The sequence below is a fragment of the Stutzerimonas stutzeri genome (assembly GCF_013522825.1).
Lineage (GTDB): Bacteria > Pseudomonadota > Gammaproteobacteria > Pseudomonadales > Pseudomonadaceae > Stutzerimonas > Stutzerimonas stutzeri_AK.
This window is the reverse complement of the sequence record NZ_JAAMQZ010000003.1, coordinates 109,947-128,592: the sequence shown is the minus strand read 5'-3', so window position 1 is coordinate 128,592 and position 18,646 is coordinate 109,947. Positions and strand designations below refer to the sequence as shown.

At 64.4% G+C, this 18,646-nt stretch carries 19 protein-coding genes; 9 read left to right on the top strand and 10 right to left on the bottom strand.

Annotated features, from left to right (window positions below):
* Window positions 1-139: 139 nt before the first annotated feature.
* From nudE to G7020_RS03480, 3 genes are read left to right on the top strand one after another with little or no spacing between them, the layout of a single operon-like run.
* Entirely contained in the window at window positions 140-706 is a 567-nt protein-coding gene (gene nudE / locus G7020_RS03490; protein WP_181082547.1) for an ADP compounds hydrolase NudE, read from the top strand.
* Window positions 703-1,518: a 3'(2'),5'-bisphosphate nucleotidase CysQ gene (gene cysQ, locus G7020_RS03485; RefSeq protein ID WP_181082546.1), complete on the top strand. Its 816-nt coding sequence runs from the start codon at window positions 703-705 to the stop codon at window positions 1,516-1,518. The genes nudE and cysQ overlap by 4 nt, the downstream gene beginning before the upstream one ends.
* Before the next feature lie 60 nt (window positions 1,519-1,578).
* A complete protein-coding gene (locus tag G7020_RS03480) occupies window positions 1,579-4,065 on the top strand; it encodes an ATP-binding protein (RefSeq protein WP_423835549.1) in 2,487 nt (828 codons plus the stop codon).
* A 158-nt stretch (window positions 4,066-4,223) separates the two neighbouring features.
* On the opposite strand, the gene G7020_RS03475 is transcribed toward G7020_RS03480, so the two are convergent.
* The 4 genes from G7020_RS03475 to G7020_RS03460 all read right to left on the bottom strand — a co-directional run bounded on the left by G7020_RS03475 (window position 4,224) and on the right by G7020_RS03460 (window position 7,103).
* On the bottom strand, window positions 4,224-5,210 hold the full coding sequence (locus tag G7020_RS03475) for an asparaginase (protein ID WP_181082545.1): 987 nt from the start codon (window positions 5,208-5,210) through the stop codon (window positions 4,224-4,226).
* Window positions 5,211-5,314: 104 nt separating this feature from the next.
* On the bottom strand, window positions 5,315-5,998 hold the full coding sequence (locus G7020_RS03470) for a GNAT family N-acetyltransferase (RefSeq protein WP_181082544.1): 684 nt from the start codon (window positions 5,996-5,998) through the stop codon (window positions 5,315-5,317).
* 14 nt (window positions 5,999-6,012) lie between these two features.
* The gene (locus G7020_RS03465; protein WP_181082543.1) at window positions 6,013-6,456 is read right to left on the bottom strand and encodes a GNAT family N-acetyltransferase; all 444 of its coding nucleotides are present in this window, start codon (window positions 6,454-6,456) and stop codon (window positions 6,013-6,015) included.
* Window positions 6,453-7,103 (bottom strand): FMN-binding negative transcriptional regulator, encoded by a 651-nt coding sequence (locus G7020_RS03460; RefSeq protein WP_181082542.1) that lies wholly within the window; start codon window positions 7,101-7,103, stop codon window positions 6,453-6,455. The genes G7020_RS03465 and G7020_RS03460 overlap by 4 nt, the downstream gene beginning before the upstream one ends.
* A 91-nt stretch (window positions 7,104-7,194) precedes the next feature.
* Here G7020_RS03460 and G7020_RS03455 point away from each other — a divergent pair, with 91 nt between their 5' ends.
* Window positions 7,195-8,682, top strand: a complete 1,488-nt coding sequence (locus tag G7020_RS03455) for a PLP-dependent aminotransferase family protein (RefSeq protein ID WP_181082541.1) — start codon at window positions 7,195-7,197, stop codon at window positions 8,680-8,682.
* Window positions 8,683-8,726: 44 nt separating this feature from the next.
* Here G7020_RS03455 and G7020_RS03450 read toward each other — a convergent pair whose 3' ends face one another.
* Both G7020_RS03450 and G7020_RS03445 read right to left on the bottom strand, forming a co-directional pair.
* Window positions 8,727-10,151: an aspartate ammonia-lyase gene (locus G7020_RS03450; protein ID WP_181082540.1), complete on the bottom strand. Its 1,425-nt coding sequence runs from the start codon at window positions 10,149-10,151 to the stop codon at window positions 8,727-8,729.
* Window positions 10,152-10,273: 122 nt separating this feature from the next.
* Window positions 10,274-11,659 carry a hypothetical protein gene (locus G7020_RS03445; protein ID WP_181082539.1) on the bottom strand — a complete coding sequence of 462 codons (1,386 nt, stop codon included), beginning with the start codon at window positions 11,657-11,659 and terminating at the stop codon, window positions 10,274-10,276.
* Window positions 11,660-11,906: 247 nt separating this feature from the next.
* On the opposite strand from G7020_RS03445, the gene purE reads away from it, so the two are divergent.
* The 5 genes from purE to G7020_RS03420 all read left to right on the top strand — a co-directional run bounded on the left by purE (window position 11,907) and on the right by G7020_RS03420 (window position 15,239).
* On the top strand, window positions 11,907-12,398 hold the full coding sequence (gene purE, locus G7020_RS03440; protein WP_181082538.1) for a 5-(carboxyamino)imidazole ribonucleotide mutase: 492 nt from the start codon (window positions 11,907-11,909) through the stop codon (window positions 12,396-12,398).
* Window positions 12,399-13,484 carry a 5-(carboxyamino)imidazole ribonucleotide synthase gene (locus tag G7020_RS03435; RefSeq protein ID WP_181082537.1) on the top strand — a complete coding sequence of 362 codons (1,086 nt, stop codon included), beginning with the start codon at window positions 12,399-12,401 and terminating at the stop codon, window positions 13,482-13,484. It begins immediately after the preceding gene.
* Window positions 13,485-13,580: 96 nt separating this feature from the next.
* Window positions 13,581-13,832 carry a GlsB/YeaQ/YmgE family stress response membrane protein gene (locus tag G7020_RS03430; protein ID WP_181082536.1) on the top strand — a complete coding sequence of 84 codons (252 nt, stop codon included), beginning with the start codon at window positions 13,581-13,583 and terminating at the stop codon, window positions 13,830-13,832.
* Window positions 13,833-14,014: 182 nt separating this feature from the next.
* Window positions 14,015-14,545, top strand: a complete 531-nt coding sequence (locus tag G7020_RS03425; protein ID WP_181082535.1) for a DUF3299 domain-containing protein — start codon at window positions 14,015-14,017, stop codon at window positions 14,543-14,545.
* Between the two features lie 22 nt (window positions 14,546-14,567).
* Window positions 14,568-15,239: a uracil-DNA glycosylase family protein gene (locus G7020_RS03420; protein ID WP_181082534.1), complete on the top strand. Its 672-nt coding sequence runs from the start codon at window positions 14,568-14,570 to the stop codon at window positions 15,237-15,239.
* A gap of 143 nt (window positions 15,240-15,382) precedes the next feature.
* On the opposite strand, the gene G7020_RS03415 is transcribed toward G7020_RS03420, so the two are convergent.
* The 4 genes from G7020_RS03415 to G7020_RS03400 all read right to left on the bottom strand — a co-directional run bounded on the left by G7020_RS03415 (window position 15,383) and on the right by G7020_RS03400 (window position 18,643).
* Window positions 15,383-16,276, bottom strand: coding sequence for a D-hexose-6-phosphate mutarotase (locus G7020_RS03415; RefSeq protein ID WP_181082533.1), 894 nt, complete (start codon window positions 16,274-16,276; stop codon window positions 15,383-15,385).
* 164 nt (window positions 16,277-16,440) lie between these two features.
* Window positions 16,441-17,130, bottom strand: coding sequence for an ABC transporter permease (locus tag G7020_RS03410; protein ID WP_181082532.1), 690 nt, complete (start codon window positions 17,128-17,130; stop codon window positions 16,441-16,443).
* Window positions 17,127-17,822 carry an ABC transporter permease gene (locus G7020_RS03405; protein ID WP_181082531.1) on the bottom strand — a complete coding sequence of 232 codons (696 nt, stop codon included), beginning with the start codon at window positions 17,820-17,822 and terminating at the stop codon, window positions 17,127-17,129. Before G7020_RS03405 ends, G7020_RS03410 begins: the two co-directional genes overlap by 4 nt.
* Window positions 17,823-17,887: 65 nt before the next feature.
* The gene (locus G7020_RS03400; RefSeq protein ID WP_181082530.1) at window positions 17,888-18,643 is read right to left on the bottom strand and encodes an ABC transporter substrate-binding protein; all 756 of its coding nucleotides are present in this window, start codon (window positions 18,641-18,643) and stop codon (window positions 17,888-17,890) included.
* Between the last annotated feature and the right edge of the window lie 3 nt (window positions 18,644-18,646).

Genomic DNA, 18,646 nt, shown 5'->3' with positions numbered 1-18,646 from the left:
GCTTATTTGGAACGACCAAACTTCGCTCCTCGTGCCTTGCTTCGCGCTAAAACAGGCTCCGGCGCGGATGTGATGAAACGTCAACAGGCCCTATGACAAGCCGGGTTATGATTGCGGATCGCGTTTCAAGGAACCTGTCATGCGCCAGAAACCTACCGTGCTTGCCCGTGAGATCGTCGCAACCAGCCGCCTGTTCCGTGTCGAGGAGCTGCAGCTGCGTTTTTCCAATGGTGTCGAGCGCACCTACGAACGGCTGGTCGGCAAGGGCGCCGGCTATGGCGCGGTGATGATCGTCGCGCTCGATGCCGACGGCCAGGCGCTGCTGATCGAGGAGTATTGCGGCGGCACCGACACCTACGAGCTTTCCTTGCCCAAGGGCCTGATCGAACCGGGCGAGAGCGTACTGGACGCTGCCAACCGCGAGCTCAAGGAAGAAGCCGGCTTCGGCGCGCACCAGCTGGAGCTGCTCGCCGAACTGTCGCTGTCGCCCGGTTACATGAGCCAGAGGATTCAGGTGGTGCTGGCCCGCGATCTCTATCCCGAGCGGCTGCCCGGCGACGAGCCGGAGCCGATGCGTGTCGACCGGGTCGATCTGCGCGAGCTGTCGAACCTGATCCAGAACCCGCAGTTCAGCGAAGGCCGCGCACTGGCCGCGCTCTATCTGGCGCGTGATCTGCTGACCCAGCGCGGGGAGTTCGTTCAGTGAGCCATCCTTATCTGGCGCCGGTGATCGATCTGGTCCGAGCGGCGGGGCGCGTCATCCTGCCGTATTGGCGCAGCGGCGTGCAGGTGCATGAAAAGGCCGATGCCTCGCCGGTCACGGCGGCTGACCTGGCGGCGCATCACCTGCTGGCCGATGGCCTGCGAGCGCTGGATGCGAGCATTCCGGTGCTGTCCGAGGAAGACTGTGCGCTGAGCCTGGCCGAGCGCGCCGGCTGGACGCGCTGGTGGCTGGTGGATCCGCTGGACGGCACCAAGGAGTTCATCGCCGGCAGCGAAGAGTTCACCGTCAATGTCGCACTGATCGAGCGGGGCCGGGTGCTGTTCGGCGTGGTGGGCATTCCGGCCAATGGTCGCTGCTACTATGGCGGCACCGGGTTCGGCGCCTGGATGGCCGATACCGAGGGCGGCGTGCAGCCCTTGCAGGTGCGCCACAGTCCGGCGCAGGGTTTTACCGTAGTCGCCAGCCGTCGCCATTCCAGCCCAGCGCAGGAGCGCCTGCTCGACGGGCTGCGCCAGCGTTTCGGCGAGCTGGAGCTGGCCAATGTCGGCAGCTCGCTGAAGCTGTGCCTATTGGCCGAAGGCGCCGCTGACTGCTATCCGCGACTGGCACCGACCTCTCAGTGGGATACCGCCGCCGCCCAGGGCGTGCTTGAAGGTGCCGGTGGGGAAGTGCTGGCCGTCAGCGGTGCACCGCTGACCTACGAAGCGCGTGAGAGCTACCTCAACCCGTCCTTTCTGGCGCTGCCGCGCGGCGTTGACTGGCGCAGCGAGCTGATCGATCTGGCGAATCGCTGAGGCATGTTCGTTGGGGGGCTGCGTGCAGGCCATGGATGAGGTGATCGCGGGAGCGCTGTGGTGACTGCAAAAAAACCGGCTGGCATGCGCCAATGGATCTGGCGCGCCTTCGTACACAGTGCGCTGATCCCGCTGGTGCTGGTCGAGGTGGTGCTGATCGCCGTCTATCTGCTGACCAACAACGCCATCCGCGATGCGCAGATCGAGCATCTGCGCGAGACGGCGCTGGCCGATCTGCAGGCATCGGTGGATATGGAAGCGCGGATCATCGACCAGCAGTTGCAACAGGTCGCGACCACTACCGAGTTGTACCGCAACCTCACCCAGCAGGCGCTGCTGGCCGGTGGTGGTTTGCCTGCGCTGCTGAATCTGGACAGTCGTGGCGTGCGTTACAGCCCGCGCGACGAAGGCGGCGCGGCGAGTTTCTATTCGGCGGCCACCGCGTCTGTGCAGCAGGATCTGGAGAAGGTCGGGCAGCTGCAACGCCTCGATTCATTGATGAAGGAACTGCACGCCGGCAATCCGCTGATCGCCAGCCTCTATTTCAATACCTGGGACAGCTACAACCACATCTACCCCTGGTTCGATACTGCCGGTCAGTATCCGCCGGACATGGACATTCCCAGCTACAACTTCTATTACCTGGCCAACGCCTGGCACAACCCGATGCGCAAGGTCGTCTGGACCGATGTCTACCTGGATCCAGCCGGGCACGGCTGGATGATGTCGGCCATCGCGCCGGTCTACAACGGCGATTTCCTCGAAGGTGTCAATGGCATCGACATCACTGTCAGCGGCCTGTTGCAGCAGATAGCCAGCCTGCGCCTGCCGTGGAACGGCTATGCCATGCTGGTCAGCCACGACCTCAAGATCATGGTGTTGCCCGAAGCCGGTGAACGGGACTTCGGACTCGACGAACTGACCGACCACTCCTACGAGGAAGCGATTCGTCGCGAGGTATTCAAGCCCGAGGATTTTCGCCTTGGCAGCCGGCCCCAAACCCGCGAGCTGGCGCAGGCCGTTGCCGCCGATGATGAAGGTGTGCAGCGCTTGAGTCTCGGCGGCCAGCAGCAGCTCGTCGCCTGGACCCGAGTTGAGCACACCGGCTGGTATCTGCTGGCCGTGGTCGATGAAGCCCAGGTCTTCAGCCAGACCAACGCCCTGGCCAGCCGCTACCAGCAGATCGGCTATCTGCTGATCGCCGGGCTGGTGCTGTTCTACCTAGCGTTTTTCGCCTATATGTGGCTGCGCGCGCGCCGCCTCAGCGAGTCGCTGCTGGCACCTATCGCCAGCATTTCGCAAATGATGGGGCAGATCGGCCTGGGCCACTGGCGCCCGCAACCGGCGGCCTCGGATATCCGCGAGCTGAACGATCTGGCACGCCACACCCAGGCCATCGGCAGCCAGCTGGAATTCAGCGAAGCACAGCGTTCGCAGGCGCAGCGACATCTGGAGCTGGTGCTGGAAAGCGCTACCGAAAGCCTCTGGGAAAGCGACCTGCGCAGTGCCACGCTGCAGTTTCGCGGACGCCTGCCGGCGCGCTTCGGGTTGCCTTCGTCGCGGCTCAGCGAGGCGCAGTTTCTGCAGCGTGTTCACCCCGCCGACCTGCCGCGCATGCGCGCCGAGCTGGAGCGCATGCATCGCGGGGGCGCGTTGCGTTACGAAAGTGAATTTCGCTTTGCCGACGCCCTGGGCGATTACCACTGGCTGTTGAGCCGTGGTCGTGTGCTTGAGCGGGACCCGCAGACCGGGCAGGCCGTGCTGGTGGCCGGCACCTACGTGGATATCGATGCGCTCAAGCGGGTCGAGGAAGACCTGCGTCAGGCGACTGTACAGGCCCAGACCGCCAACGAGGCCAAGACTCACCTGATCTCCGGCATCAGTCATGAACTGCGCACGCCGCTCAATGCGATTCTCGGCTTTGCCCAACTGATGCGCATGGACTGCTCGGAGGAAGCCGACCCGGAGGCTGCCGATTATCTCGACGAAATCCTGCTGGCCAGCCGGCATCTCAACCAACTGCTGGGCGATATTCTCGACTGGTCGAGCCTGCAGGCCGAGCCTCCGCGATTGCAGCTGGAGCGGGTCGAGGTCATCGCGCTGGTGCGTGAATGTGCCGAACTGGTCGCCCTCGATGTGCGGCGTCAGGGCTTGCATCTGGAGTTCGATCTGCCGGCTGCGCCGGTGCAGGTGCTGGCCGAGCCGCGACGGCTGCGTCAGGTACTGCTCAACCTGCTGTCCAATGCCATCAAGTACAACACCCCGGACGGACGGGTTCTGCTGGCTGTCGAGCGGCAGAATGACCAAGTGCATCTGGTCGTCGAAGACAGCGGTCTGGGCATCGACGAAGCCCAGCAGGCGCGGATGTTCGAGCCCTTCCAGCGTCTGGGCCGGGAAAACTCCAGCATTCTGGGGGCTGGCATCGGGCTGTCGCTGTGCCTGGAATATGCCCGGCTGATGCACGGCGATATCGGCGTCTGGAGCGAGCCGGGCGTTGGCAGCCGCTTCTGGATCGTGTTGCCGGTGCTGTCCGGGGATAAATGCTGAGGCGCCACGCCGTCATCGTCGGTTTATGTCTTCAAGCCGTCGGATTACGCCTTCGGCTAATCCGACCTACAAATGCCTGGGGTTCATAGGTCGGGTCACGCTTCACAGACCCGACGGGCGGACGGTCAGGCGCGATGAAACGGCAACAGGCCGAGTGCTCAGTCAGCGTTCTCGCCGCACAGATCCAGCGCAAACCAGTGTTCCACTTCGGCTTGTGACAGGCCCGCGCCGAGCAGGGCGAACAGCTTGGCCAGCGCGGCTTCGCGGGTCATGCCGCCGCCCGAAATCAGCCCGGTACTCGCCAGCTGGCTGCCGGCGGCATAGAGGCCGAACTCTACATGCCCCTGCGGGCACTGACTGATGGCGACCAGCACCACGCCGCGCTGATGGGCGCTGTGCAAGGCCGCCAGCAGCGCGTCATCCTCGGCAGGTCCGGTGCCGCTGCCGTAGCATTCGAGCAGCAATCCCTGCACGCCCGTGTCGAGCAGCGCCTGCACCTGTGCGGCGCGGATGCCGGGATACAACGGCAGCACGGCCAGGTTGACCGGCTGGCGTGACTGGCGATAGCCCAGGGCAGCCGGGACCTCTTCGGCGCGCGCGCTCTGGCGCAGGCGTGGCGCAACGGCGAAGGCATCGAGGGTTGCCGTGCCCCGCTTGCTGACCCGCGCGCCATGCATCAGCTTGCCGTGGAAGTACAGCTGTACGCCGGGCGTCAGACCTGTCTGCAGCGCCTGCATGGCGCCGAACAGGTTGTCCCAGGCATCGCTGCCGGGCGCGCCCGCCGGCAGCATGGAGCCGGTCAGCAGGACCGGCACCGGCAGCCCCAGCAGCAGAAAGCTCAGGGCCGCGGCGCTGTAGGCCAGGGTGTCGGTGCCGTGCAGGACCAGCACGCCATCGCAGCCATCGGCCTCGACGCCGTGGCGGATGGCGTCGGCCATGGCCAGCCAGTGCTGCTGATTCATGTTGGCGCTGTCGATGGGCGGCAGCAGTGCGTGAAACTGCCAGGCCGGCAAATCCAGCGACTGCTCTTGCTGCCGGGCGTGGATGCGGCTGTCGAAACCGGAGGCAGGTGCCAGCCCCTCGGCGCTCTGCTGCATGCCGATGGTGCCGCCGGTGTAAAGCACCAGGAGTTTCGTACAGCTCATGCGGGGCTCACTGTCTGATGGCTCGGTGCGCCAGCTTAACGCTGATACAGGCCGTTGCCGAGATTCGCCGGACCCTGCTCGGGATCGAGTGGCTCGCCGCTACGTCATGGTTGCTCCCTCAGCGTTTGCAGACTCTGCTTCTGCCGTCCCTCGGCATCGAAGTTATCCGCTGCCAGCCAGCGTTCGAAAGCCCGATTGCAGGCCGGCCATTCGCTATCGAGGATGGAGAACCAGGCTGTGTCGCGGTTGCGTCCCTTGACCAGCATGTGCTGGCGAAACAACCCTTCGTAGCTGAAGCCCAGGCGCGTGGCGGCACGCATGGAGCGGGTGTTGTCGGCATTGCATTTCCATTCCAGGCGACGGTAGCCCAGCTCACCCAGGGCAAGCCTGGCCAGCAGGAAGACCGCCTCGGTCGAGGCCGGGCTACGCTGAAGTGAAGGGCCGAAGATGACGTGACCGATCTCGATGCAGCCGTGTGCCGGTGTGATGCGCAGAAAGCTCAGCAGCCCGACCGCTCGCCGATGGCGCCGGTCGATCACGGCGAAGAACAGCGGGTCGGAGCTGGTGGCGCAGTCGCCCAGCCAGGTATCGAATACGCTGCGCTCGTTGAACGGGCCATAGGGCAGGTAGTCCCACAGTGCTGGGTCGCCGGACCCTTGCAGCGCCTTCCAGAGGTCCTCGCCGTGTCGCGCAGGGGCCAGTGGTTCGAGTTGCACGTACTGCCCCATCAGTGGGGCGCGGGACGGGCTTGGCACGGGCTGCCAGTCGGTTGGGGCTAGCTGGGGCATGGTGCGGCTCCTGCTCAGAACAGTTTGCGGTACTGGACAAAGCCCGAGCGGTCGGCGATGCGCTCGTAGAGCTGCATGGCGTCGCTGTTGCTTTCGTGGGTCAGCCAATGTACCCGCGAGGCACCAGCGGCGCGGGCCTGCGCATAGACGTGTTCGATCAGCCTGCGACCGATGCCGCCGCCGCGCAGGCCGTCGGCGACGAACAGATCCTGCAGGTAGCAGTAATCGCCCACTGTCCAGCAGGAGCGGTGGTAGATGAAATGCACCAGGCCCACGGCGCGCCTTCTCTGCCAAGCCAGCGCGGCATGCATGGGCTCGGTCGGGTCGAGAAAGCGCTGCCAGGTCATTTCGCTGGTTCCGACGGGCAGTTCGCTTTGGTAAAAGTCCAGATAACTCTGCCAGAGCGGTAGCCAGGCGGCGTGATCGACAGGGCTCACGGGACGGATTTCAATGCTCATGGTGCTTCCTTGGCTAAGTGATCGTGATTGATAGACGCGACCAGTTCGCGGTCACGGGGCTCGGGGCTGGCTGCCAGGCCCGCACGCACACTCGCCTGGTCGGCCTGGCTGCGGTTCTGTCCGAGTTTCCATTTGCCGTCCAGGCGTTCGATGGGCAGGGCGAAGCCAACGATGGCGCGCAGCATGTCGGTGATGTAGTCGCCGGGTGCGTCGCTCACGGCCCAGGGCTGCGGGCGCCCGGCTTCGTGCCGCTCACTCAGGCGGCTGACCAGTTGCAGCAGGCGCTCGGCGTCGTCGAACACTTCGGCGCGGCCCTGGGCCTGCACGCTGATGTAGTTCCAGGTTGGCACCACCTTGCCGTGCTCGGCCTTGGCGGCGTACCAGGATGGGCTGATATAGGCGTCCGCGCCCTGGAAGATCACCAGCACGGGGCTGCCTTTGGCCAGCTCACGCCATTGCGGGTTGGCCCTGGCGAAGTGGCCATACAGCGTGCCGCAAGGGCCTTCGTCAGGCTCCAGCAGCAGCGGCAGATGACTGGCGAGCAGGCCGTTCGTACCGTGGCTGACCAGGGTGGGCAGGCGACAGGCGCGCATCTGCCGATGCAGTGCGGCGAGGTCGTTCTGGCGAAAGGCGCTGGGCGTGTACATGGGCAGGCTCCTGGTGCTGTGGAGCCATGCTAGGCAGAGTATTGGCCTGTTGTAAGATCCATTTTCAGTAACTTTCATGGAGCCAATCTGCATGCCTGCCCCGTCTGCTCCGCCATTGCCGGTCGACCTGTCCGGCATCCGCCTGGACCCGCAGCAGGGGCTGGCGCGCCAGTTGTACCAGGCGCTGCGCGAACGTATCCTCGATGGACGTCTGCAAGGTCGCACGCGCCTGCCGGCCAGTCGTGACCTGGCGCGCCTGCTGGGTATTTCACGCAACACCGTGACCCGAGCCTTCGATCAACTGTATGCCGAAGGCTATGTCGAGGGGCGGGTCGGTGCCGGCACCTATGTCGCCGAGTTGAGCGCGACGGCGCAGACAGCCGCAACTTCTTCGGCTCAGGTGCAGATACCCGGTAACAGGCACAGCGCCGCACTGCAATTGCTGCAAACGCATTATCTGCAACCGCCACTGAGCGGCCCGCCGAGAGCGTTTCGAGTCGGCGTGCCGGCATTCGACCTGTTTCCGTTCGAGATCTGGGCACGCCTGTCCGCACGCTTCTGGCGCAAACCGTCGCCGGCGCGCCTGGGTTACGGTGATCCGGCTGGTGATCTGCAACTGCGTGAGTTGATCGCCGCCTATCTGCGCAACAGCCGCGGCCTGCACTGCACCCCTGAGCAGATCGTGGTCACCAGTGGTGCACAGCAGGCCATCAGCCTGTGCGCGCAGTTACTGGTCAGCCCCGGCGCGCGGGTGGCGGTGGAGAATCCTGGCTACCGCGCCGCGGGACACGCGCTGGCGGTCGCGGGGGCGCAGCTGTGCGGGGTGGCGGTGGACAGCGAAGGCCTGGATACCGCCGAGCTGGCGCAGATCGACGGCTGCAGGCTGGTTTACGTGACGCCGTCGCATCAGTACCCGACCGGTGTGACACTGTCGCTGGCGCGGCGGCTGGAGCTGCTGGAATGGGCGCAACGCAGTGACGGCCTGATCATCGAAGACGACTACGATGGCGAGTATCGCTATAGCGGTACGCCGTTGGCCCCTCTCGCTGCGCTCGATCGACAAGGCCGCGTGCTGTATGTCGGCACCTTCTGCAAAATCGCCTTCCCGGCGCTGCGCCTGGGCTACCTGGTCCTGCCGCCGGCTCTGGCTGAGGCCTTCGCCCGCCGCCGCGCGCTGGATATGCGCCACCCGGAGATCGGCACCCAGGCGGTGATGGCCGAATTCATCGCTGCCGGGCACTTCCAGCGACATATCCGGCGTATGCGCGGCGCTGCCCGAGCCCGGCGCGATACCTTGCTGGCGTGCTGGCCGAGCGCGATCGATGGCTGTGCGCCGATACCTCCGGTGCACGCTGGGCTGCATCTGTGCGTGCGGGTGGACGGCCTGGCTCGCGAGCGCGGGCTGATCGCTGCGGCTGAGCGGGTTGGTGTAGAGATGTCGGCTTTGAGCCGCTACTGGCTACCCGATAGCGCCACCCCGGAGGATGATCGAGCGGGGCTGGTGCTGGGGTTCGCTGCCGTGCCGGAGGCTCGGATCGAGCAGGCTCTCGAGGCGCTGCGGCGCGCCTGGCGGCTCTAGGGCGATGAGGCCGCTGTGCTTGGCGCGGGGCGGCCTGCTGTCGTTCATTGACGCAACGGCACCAGGCGCGGGGCGATCATGTTTTCCGGGCGCAGGATGTCGTCCAGGGTGGCATCGTCCAGCAGCTTTTCCTCACGCACCAGCTCCAGTACGCCGCGACCGCTGAGCAGCGCCAGGCCGGCGATGCGGGTGGCGTTCTCGTAGCCGATGTAGGGGTTCAGGGCAGTGATCAGGCCGATGGAGTTTTCCATCAGTTGGCGGCAGCGGTCCTCATTGGCGGTGATGCCATGGATGCAGTGCTCGCGCAGCATGTCCATGGCGCGCTGCAGCAGGCCGATGGAGTCGAACAGCTTGTAGGCGATCAGTGGCTCCATCACGTTGAGCTGCAGCTGGCCGGCCTCGGCGGCCATGGTCAGCGCCAGGTCGTTACCGATTACCTCGAAGGCGACCTGATTGACCGCTTCGGGTATAACCGGGTTGACTTTGCCCGGCATGATCGAGCTGCCCGGCTGGCGCGGCGGCAGGTTGATCTCGTTGATGCCGGTGCGCGGGCCGCTGGAGAGCAGGCGCAGGTCGTTGCAGATCTTCGACAGTTTCACCGCCAGGCGCTTGAGGACGCTGGAGAAGGTGACGAAGGCGCCCATGTCCGATGTGGCTTCGATCAGATCGACGGCGGGCTTGAGCGGCTGGCCGCTGATGGTGGCCAGGCGCGCCACGGCCAGTGCCTGATAGTTGGGGTCGGCATTGATGCCGGTGCCGATGGCGGTGCCGCCGAGGTTCACCTCCACCAGCAACTGCGAGGCGATCAGGCGCAAGTGTTCAAGGTCCTCGCCGAGCGTGGTGGCGAAGGCGCGAAACTCCTGGCCGAGGGTCATCGGCACGGCGTCCTGCAGCTGAGTGCGGCCCATCTTCAGTACGTGAGCAAACTCATTGCCCTTGGCGGCGAAGGCCCCGATCAGGCTGTCGAGGCTGGCCAGCAGGGTGTCGTGACCGAGCAGCAGGCCCAGGCGGATCGCCGTGGGGTAGGCATCGTTGGTGGACTGCGCCATGTTCACGTCGTTGTTCGGGTGCAGGTAGCGGTATTCGCCCCTGGCGTGGCCCATGGATTCCAGCGCCAGGTTGGCGATCACCTCGTTGGTGTTCATGTTGGTCGAGGTGCCGGCGCCGCCCTGGATCATGTCCACCACGAACTGTTCGTGATAGTCGCCACGAATCAGCTGCGCGCAGGCCTGGCTGATGGCGGTGTGCTTGCTCTCGCCAAGGTGGCCCAGCTCGCGGTTGGCGTCGGCTGCCGCCTGCTTGACCATTGCCAGCGCCACCACCAGCTTGGGGTAGTGCGCGAGCGGCACGCCGGACAGCCGGAAGTTGTTCACCGCACGCAGGGTCTGGATGCCGTAATAGGCTTCGGCAGGTACTTCGAGGGTGCCGAGCAGATCTTTTTCGAGACGAAAGGAGGCAGCCGAGGACATGGAGATTTCTCAACTCAGGGCAGGCGGTAAAGACCGCGATGCCCGTTACCATAGGCTTTAACCCTTCCTCGGGCCAATGCCAGTGAAGGGAAATCCCTCTGGCGAACGCTTGTGCCGCGCCTTCAGCCGCGTCGCCACCAGCGCCGTCGGGACGGCGGCTCGGGCCAGGTCACCGACTTGCTCTCGCAGCGCACGATGCCGCCGGTGCCCAGTCGCAATGTCCAGCGCTGCGCCATGGGCGCCTCCTGCCCCGGCTGCCGGCACACCAGCAGCAGATTGTAGTCGTGCTGCTTTTCGATGGCGTGGGCTTGAACGACTGCCGGCTGGTTCTCTTCTTCCTTCCATTCGAACAGCTGCTGATGACTGGCCTGGATCAACGCAGACAGCGGTCCGAAATCCAGAATCAGGCGCTCCTGAATTTCGTCCTGAGACAAGGCTGCCTTGTCCAGCAGCAGCCGTGAGCGGTAGCAGATGATCTGCCGCTCCTCGTTGGTCGCCCATTTGCCGGAATGTTCGCGCACCGCTTTGCTCAGTTCGGAGAGCCTGCGGTAATCGAGCCAGACCAACTGCTGGGCCATCAATTTCTGGGTGTAGGGCATCAGCAGGCGCAGCTTCCAGCGCGGCTTGCCCTTGCGCAGCCAGCGAGTGACGGTGTCGATCAGGTCATCGCGCAGCAGATCGCGCACCGCATAGATGAGCGCGATACCCACCAGCAGCGCCAGGGACAGTTTCTGGCTGGCGTCGCGCACGTTGAACAGGAAATAGGTGAACAGCGACATGATCAGCATGGTGGACGCCGCCTTCACCAGCTTGCGGGTGCCGGCGCCCAGTTCGATGATCTTCTGGCGCAGCACCACCGGGTACTCCAGCAGCCGCAGATAGAGGCTCATGCGGTTCCACACGCGGGTCGGCGCGCCCTTGAAGTCACCGAGGTAGTCGCGTTCGGCGCGGTAGCGCCGCTCCTGCTGCAGGAATTCCTGCACTGCCAGCTTCAGATCGTCATCAAGCGCGTCGTAGCCTTCCAGAGTCATGCTTTCCAGCAGGAACTGCTCGGCCAGCCAGGAAAAGTAGATGTTCAACTGGCGGAAATAGCGTGATTGCTTGCTCCCCTTTGGCTCTGCCTTGCGCAGGCGCTGGGCGAAGTTCTGGCTGAGGCGCAGGGCGCGTGCCAGCGGCTCGGCGCTCGCCTTGCCCTGAAACTGCTGACGCAGACGGTCCAGGGACGCCTGGTACTGGAAGAACCAGGCGCCGTGCAAGATTTCGTAGTGCGGCGAAAGCAGGGAAAAGGAGGTGTCCAGCTTGCTGGCCCGGTCCTGGGTCGGCAGGCCCAGCAGGCGGAAGCGATGGACCAGGGCGCTGTGAAAGAACTGCTCCTCGGTCAGGGTGCGGGTGGAGAAGGTGGTCTCATGGGGCGTGAACAGATATAGCTCGACCCGATGCCGACCTGGCTTGGTCAGCGTGCGAGTCAATTGCAGGCGGAAATCGCCCTGGCGCTTCAATGAGAACACGGCACCTCCGATCACAGTACGCGGTGAGCATACCAAGCCTGGATGTGGTTCGGCGCTGGCGCCATTGCGGCGGAGCTGTCTGCCATGCACCTGCCAGGCTGTAGGCGCGACTTTCGTGGCTTTCCGGTATAATGCCGCGCCTTCAAACCAGCGCGTTCGTTGGTTTGCCCTGAATGCGAGCCACGCTGCCGATGCGTGGCTCGTCGGTTTTGTAGCGCCGCGCGGCGCACAACGAAGAGGCACGACGATGACCGCACTGGTAGGCGTGATCATGGGCTCCAAGTCCGACTGGTCCACCCTCAGCCACACCGCCGAAATGCTGGAAAAGCTCGGTATTCCCCATGAAGTCACCGTGGTGTCCGCGCACCGCACGCCCGACCTGCTGTTCCAGTACGCCGAGCAGGCGCAAGAACGCGGGCTGCGCGTGATCATCGCCGGCGCTGGCGGCGCTGCGCATCTGCCGGGCATGTGCGCAGCCAAGACCCATCTGCCGGTGCTGGGCGTGCCGGTGCAATCGTCGATGCTTTCGGGCGTCGATTCGCTGCTGTCCATCGTGCAGATGCCGGCAGGCGTGCCGGTTGCCACGCTGGCCATCGGCAAGGCCGGCGCGGTCAACGCCGCATTGCTGTCGGCCAGCATCATCGGCCACGAATTCCCCGAATATCACGCCGCGCTGAAGCAATTCCGCGATGAGCAGACGCAAACCGTGCTCGACAACCCGGACCCGAGGAACGCGTAAATGAAGATCGGCGTAATCGGTGGCGGCCAGCTGGGTCGCATGCTGGCTCTGGCGGGTACGCCGCTGGGGATGAACTTCGCTTTCCTCGATCCCGCGCCGGATGCCTGTGCCGCCGCGCTGGGCGAGCATCTGCGGGCCGATTACGGCGATCCGGATCACCTGCGCCAGCTGGCCGACGAAGTGGATCTGGTGACCTTCGAGTTCGAGAGCGTACCGGCTGAAACGGTAGCTTTCCTGTCGCAGTTCGTGCCGGTGTTCCCCAGCGCCGAGGCACTGCGCATCGCCCGTGATCGCTGGTTCGAGAAATCCATGCTCAAAGAGCTGGGCATTCCGACTCCCGAGTTCGCCGATGTCCTGTCGCAGGGTGATCTGGATGCCGCCGCCGCCCGTATCGGTCTGCCGGCGGTGCTCAAGACCCGCACCCTGGGTTACGACGGCAAGGGACAGAAGGTGCTGCGCAAGCTGGATGACGTCACCGACGCCTTCGCCGAGCTGGGCAGCGTGCCCTGCATTCTCGAGGGCTTCGTGCCCTTCACCGGCGAGGTTTCGCTGATTGCCGTGCGCGCTCGTGATGGCCAGACCTGCTTCTACCCGCTGGTGCACAACACCCATGAGGATGGCATTCTGCGGCTCTCGGTAGCCAGTAGCAGCCATCCGCTGCAGGCGCTGGCCGAGGATTACGCCAGCCGCGTGCTGGCCAAGCTGGATTATGTCGGCGTGCTGGCCTTCGAATTCTTCGAGATCGACGGCGGGCTCAAGGCCAACGAAATCGCGCCGCGCGTGCACAACTCCGGGCACTGGACCATCGAAGGTGCCGAGTGCAGCCAGTTCGAGAACCATCTGCGGGCCATTACCGGCCTGCCGCTGGGCTCGACCGCCAAGCTGGGCGAAAGCGCCATGCTGAATTTCATCGGCGAAGTGCCGCCAGTGGCCAAGGTCATCGCCGTCGAGGATTGCCACCTGCATCATTACGGCAAGGCGTTCAAGGCCGGACGCAAGGTTGGCCACGCCACCCTGCGCTGTCCGGACCGCGCCACCCTGGACCGGCAGATCACCGCCGTGGAAACACTGATCGAGCGAGGCTGACAGGCCTGTTCCCGGGCCGCCGGCGCGAACTGGCCGGCTCGCTCCCGGTCCGAAGAAGGGTAACAGCCATTTTTTCGGACTTGAGGGGGACTGCCCATGGGCATCATCGGAACCATTATCATCGGCCTCATCGTGGGGCTTATCGCGCGTTTCCTGAAACCCGGCAACGACAGCATGGGCTGGATCATGACCATCCTGCTGGGTATCGGCGGCTCGCTGCTGGCCAGCTACGGCGGGCAGGCGCTGGGGCTGTACGAGGCGGGAGAGGGTGCAGGCTTTATCGGCGCGGTGATCGGCGCGATCATTCTGCTGGTGATCTATGGCATGGTGACTGGCCGCAAGCGCTAGTGGACCCCAGTCGACTCGACCGCTCTGGCGGATTACGCTTTCATCCAATCGATCCTGCGACCTGCATGGCCTCTGCCGATGCAGGTTGTAGGGGGCGAATTCATTCGGTCTGCTGAGCCGTGGCCGAATGAATTCGGCCCTACGGACTATCCTTAGCCCCCTATTTCGAGTGTGCATGCTCCATGCGTCGTTTCTGTCTGTCTCTACTGATTGCCCTGCCGCTGACCATTCAGGCCGCGCCCGCCGAACTGGACTGGCTTGAACTGATGCCGGAAGAGGATCGACAGGCGCTGGAGGCCATGCCGGAAATCGAGCACGACTCGCCCGAGGCCGATGGTTTCAGCGACCAGGGCGGCCTGAAGCAGAGCGAGGGCCTCCCGGCGGTGATGTATTCGGCCAAGACCGTGCCCGCCCTCGATGGCAGGAGCATTCGCCTGGGCGGTTATCCGGTGCCGCTGGAAAGCGACAGTCGCGGGCGCAGCATCGAATTCTTCCTGGTGCCCTATCCCGGCGCCTGCATTCACGTGCCGCCACCGCCGCCGAACCAGATCGTGCTGGTGCGCTACCCGCAGGGGATAGCGCTGGAGGATATCTACGCACCACTGTGGGTCGACGGCACCCTGGACATCGAACCGGTCAGCAACGATATGGCCGATGCCGCTTATGCGCTGTCAGCCGAGCGGGTGGAGCTGGTCGAGGAAGACGACCTGTAACCGACTTGCCGGAGCAGCCGCCATGCCGATCGACGAAGAGCAACGCCAGGCCTTTCGCACGCTTGCCGCGCAGACCGAAGGTATCGATCTCGAAGTGTACCGGCGCTTCGGCAAGGACCCGCTGGAGCCGATCATCGGGTTGGGCGATGCCGGTGCGCCGATTGCCTTCTTCGGTCGCGATCCGGGGCGGGAAGAAGTTCGCCATGGCGAGCCTTTCATCGGCAGCGGCGGGCAGATCGTACGCAAGGCGCTTTATCGCCACCTGCACGGCGAGCCGATGCCCGACTTCGAGGCTGGGCGTGAGCTGGGCACGCGCTTCTTCTGGATCAATACCGTGCCGTACAAGCCCATCGGCAACAAGGCCTGGTCGATGAAGGTCAAGCGTCGCTTTCATCCGCTGATGCGCCAGTTGCTGGTCGAAAGCTGGCACGGCGAGGCGATCGTCACCCTGGGGCGCGAAGCCTTTCTCTGGTTCGGCATCGACCAGCCCGCGGCAGTGCGCCAGCGACTCGAGCAATTCTGGCAGCGCGAGGACCGCTTCAGCGCCTCCATCGAGGTCGAGTTGCAGGCCGAGGACGGTGCGGCGCGCAGCTTCCGGCTCTATCCGTTGCCGCACCCGTCGCCGCTGAACCAGACCTGGTTCAAGCGGTTTCCGGCATTGCTCGAAGAGCGGCTGAAACTGCTGGGCGCTTAGAACGGGCGCCGTTTACGGAGCCCGTCTTTTCGTACTGGAAGAGAGTTTGAAAAGATCCGTAGGGCCGAACTTGTTCGGCCTTGCGTACATCTGCGCGCGCCGGTGGCCGAATAAATTCGGCCCTACAGAGACTGAAACACTCCCTAGATAGACTCGCTGCCGATGGAAACCGCGAGGGTATGGCTGGCACCGGCTTCGAGACGGATTCGGTCATCCATGACGTTGGCGGTTTCGATGCAGAGCATGCGCTGCCAGGCGTCGTCGGCGAATTGCGAGAGGCGCTGCGCCTTGGTGGTCCAGGGGTTCCACAGGATGGCCGACCTTGAACCGTGGGTTTGCAGGGTGATGCGGCGCTTCCAGACCGGGTCCAGCAGGTGCAGCTCGGGCGGCAGGTCGAGGTAGATACGGTCGGTTTCGCCTTCGATCCTGGGATCGCCCTGCTGCTGGCGCTGCTGCCAGTTTTCCAGGGTTTCGATATAGCACTTGCCATCCAGGCCTAGCACCGATACCTGATGGATATCGCCGATGGCGAAATAGCTGTGCAGCGCCTGGCTGATGGCCACGGGCTGATCGTCTAGGTTGCGGCTGGTCAGGCTGATGTGCAGGCGCTCGTCCAGGCGAATCTGAAGTTTCAGTTCCACCCGATGTGGCCAGCCCGGCAGCGCACCCAGTGCCTGCGGACAGCTGAATTCCAATATGCCGGTGTCGCCCTCGCAGCGTTGCTGCTCCAATTGCCAGTCCAGGCTCCGTACCAGGCCGTGGAAGGGTGCTTCGGTCTCGCCCCGGTACGCCGCCTGCACGTCTTCGGGATTGCGTTTCAGATCACCGAACCAGGGCCAGCACACTGGCACGCCGCCGCGTACCGACTGGCCTTGCTGGAAGGCCGCCTGCTCGCTGAGCCAGATGAGCGGCGTATCGCCCTGGCGGTAGCTGAGCACCTGTGCGCCCTGTTCGGCGACCAGCAGCTCGTCGTCGCCACGGCGAATGCGCCAGCAGGCGAGTTGGTCCATCTGGATGCGTTGGATATCAACGGACATGGGTGATCTCGTGTTGGCTCCGATGTGTCTCTGACAACAGTCGCAGGGCGGCATTTCATCGTAGGGTGGATGTCGCTTTTTACATCCACCGTGGCTCCGTTCGATGGGACGCCCCGGTGGGGCGCCACCCGGTGAAGCGTGATCCATCCTACAGGTCGTGCGGCTTAGCGCCCCTGGCAGGCATCCACCCGCAGCCAGCGCTCCAGCAGCTTGAAGCCCTGCATCAGGACGAAGGCGATGACCAGATAGATCAGGCCGGCGGTGAGGAACATTTCCTCATGCAGGTAGGTGCGCGCGGCGATCTTGCGCGCCATGCCGGTCAGCTCCAGCAGGGTGATGGTGCTGGCCAGGGCGCTGGCCTTGAGCATCAGGATCACTTCGTTGCTGTAGGCCGGCAGGCCGATGCGCGTGGCGCGTGGCAGGATGATGTGCCACAGCGTCTGGCTGCGCGACATGCCCAGCGCACGGGCCGCTTCCACTTCACCGGCGGGCACGTTCTGGATCGCGCCACGAATGATCTCGGCGATATAGGCGGCGGTGTGCATGGTCATGGTGATGATGGCGCACCAGTAGGGATCGCGCAGGTAGGGCCAGAGCGCGCTCTGGCGTACCACATCGAACTGCGCCAGTCCGTAGTAGACCAGGAACAGCTGTACCAGCAGCGGCGTACCACGGAAGAAGAAGATATAGGCGTAGGGCAGTGCGCGCACCGGGAGATGGCGCGAGGAGCGGGCAATGCCCAGCGGCAGGGCGAGGATCAGCCCGGCGATGACCGAAACACCGACCAGTTGCAGCGTCAGCCAGGCGCCGTCGAGGAAGCTCGGCAGCCACTTGATGAAGATTTCCCAGGTCATGCGGCGCTCCTGCTGAAGCCGCGGCCAGCGCGTTTTTCAAGGAAGTGCATGGCGATCATGGCGATCACCGTCAGCCCGAGGTAGATGAAGGCGGCGACCAGGAAGAAGGTGAAGGGCTCCTTGCTGGCGGTTACGGCGATCTGCGAGCGGCGCATGATTTCTTCCAGGCCGATCACCGAGACCAGTGCGGTGTCCTTCATCAGGATCATGAACAGGTTGCCCAGCCCCGGCAGGGCCAGGCGCCACATCTGCGGCAGGATCAGGCGCAGGAAGATTCGCGGCTTGCCCAGGCCCAGCGCCAGCCCGGCTTCGCGATGGCCCTTGGGGATCGCCAGCAGCGCGCCGCGGAAGACTTCCGTGGCATAGGCGCCGAAGCACAGGCCCAGGGCGATGGTGCCGGCGGCGAAGGGACTCAGGGCGAGATCGTCGATGCCCACCAGAGTGCCGATCCAGCGCACCAGGTTGATGGTGCCGAAGTAGATCAGCAGCACCCAGATCAGCTCCGGGACGCCGCGCACGATGGTCGAGTAGGTGCCGCCGATCCAGCGCACGGCTACGTAAGGTGAGGTCTTGGCCAGTGCGCCGAGCAGGCCGAGCACCAGCCCCAGTGCCAGCGACGCCAGGGCCAGTTGAATGGTCATCCAGGTGCCGGCGAGCAGCGCCGGACCGAATCCGTGAAGGTCGGGAATCATAGAAGCTCAAACACCGAAGCCCGGTCCGCCAGAAAAGGTGGCGACCGGGCTTCGGTTCGGTTGGATCAGTAGATGCTGAACGGGAAATACTTGTCGTTGATCTGCTTGTAGGTGCCGTCAGCGATGATTTCGGCCAGTGCCTTGTTCAGACGCTCGCGCAGTTGGTCGTTACCCTTGCGCACGGCGATGGCGATCTTGTCATCGTCGAATACCGGCTCGCCCTTGAACTCGAAGTCCTTGCCGGCGTCGCTCTTGAGCCATTCCCACTGCACGAAGGTGTCGGCGAGGATGCCATCGACGCGACCGGTGGCCAGGTCCAGATAGGCGTTTTCCTGGGTGTCGTAGAGGTTGATCTCGACCACGCCATCCATGTTGTCTTCCAGCCAGGTGCCGGCGATGGTCGCGCGCTGGGCACCGATCACCTTGCCCTTGAGGTAGCCCTTGTCGGCCTTGAAGTCCACCGACTTGGGCGCTACGAACTGCAGTTTGTTGGTGTAGTAATGGTCGGTGAAATCGACGGCGTTCTTGCGCTCTTCGGTGATCGACATGGAGGCCGCGAGGAAGTCGAACTTGCGCGCGTTCAGGGCCGGAATGATGCCGTCCCAGTCGGAGGTCACCACTTCGCATTCCACTTCCATCTTGGCGCAGAGGGCGTGGGAGATATCCAGGTCGAAGCCGACGACCTGGCCGCTGGCGTCGATCAGGTTGAAGGGCGGGTAGGCGCCTTCGGTGCCGATGCGCAGTTTTTCCGCAGCGAATGCCTGGGTGCCGATGATCAGGGATGCAGCGGCGGTCAGCAGTATCTTCTTATAGCTTTTCATGCG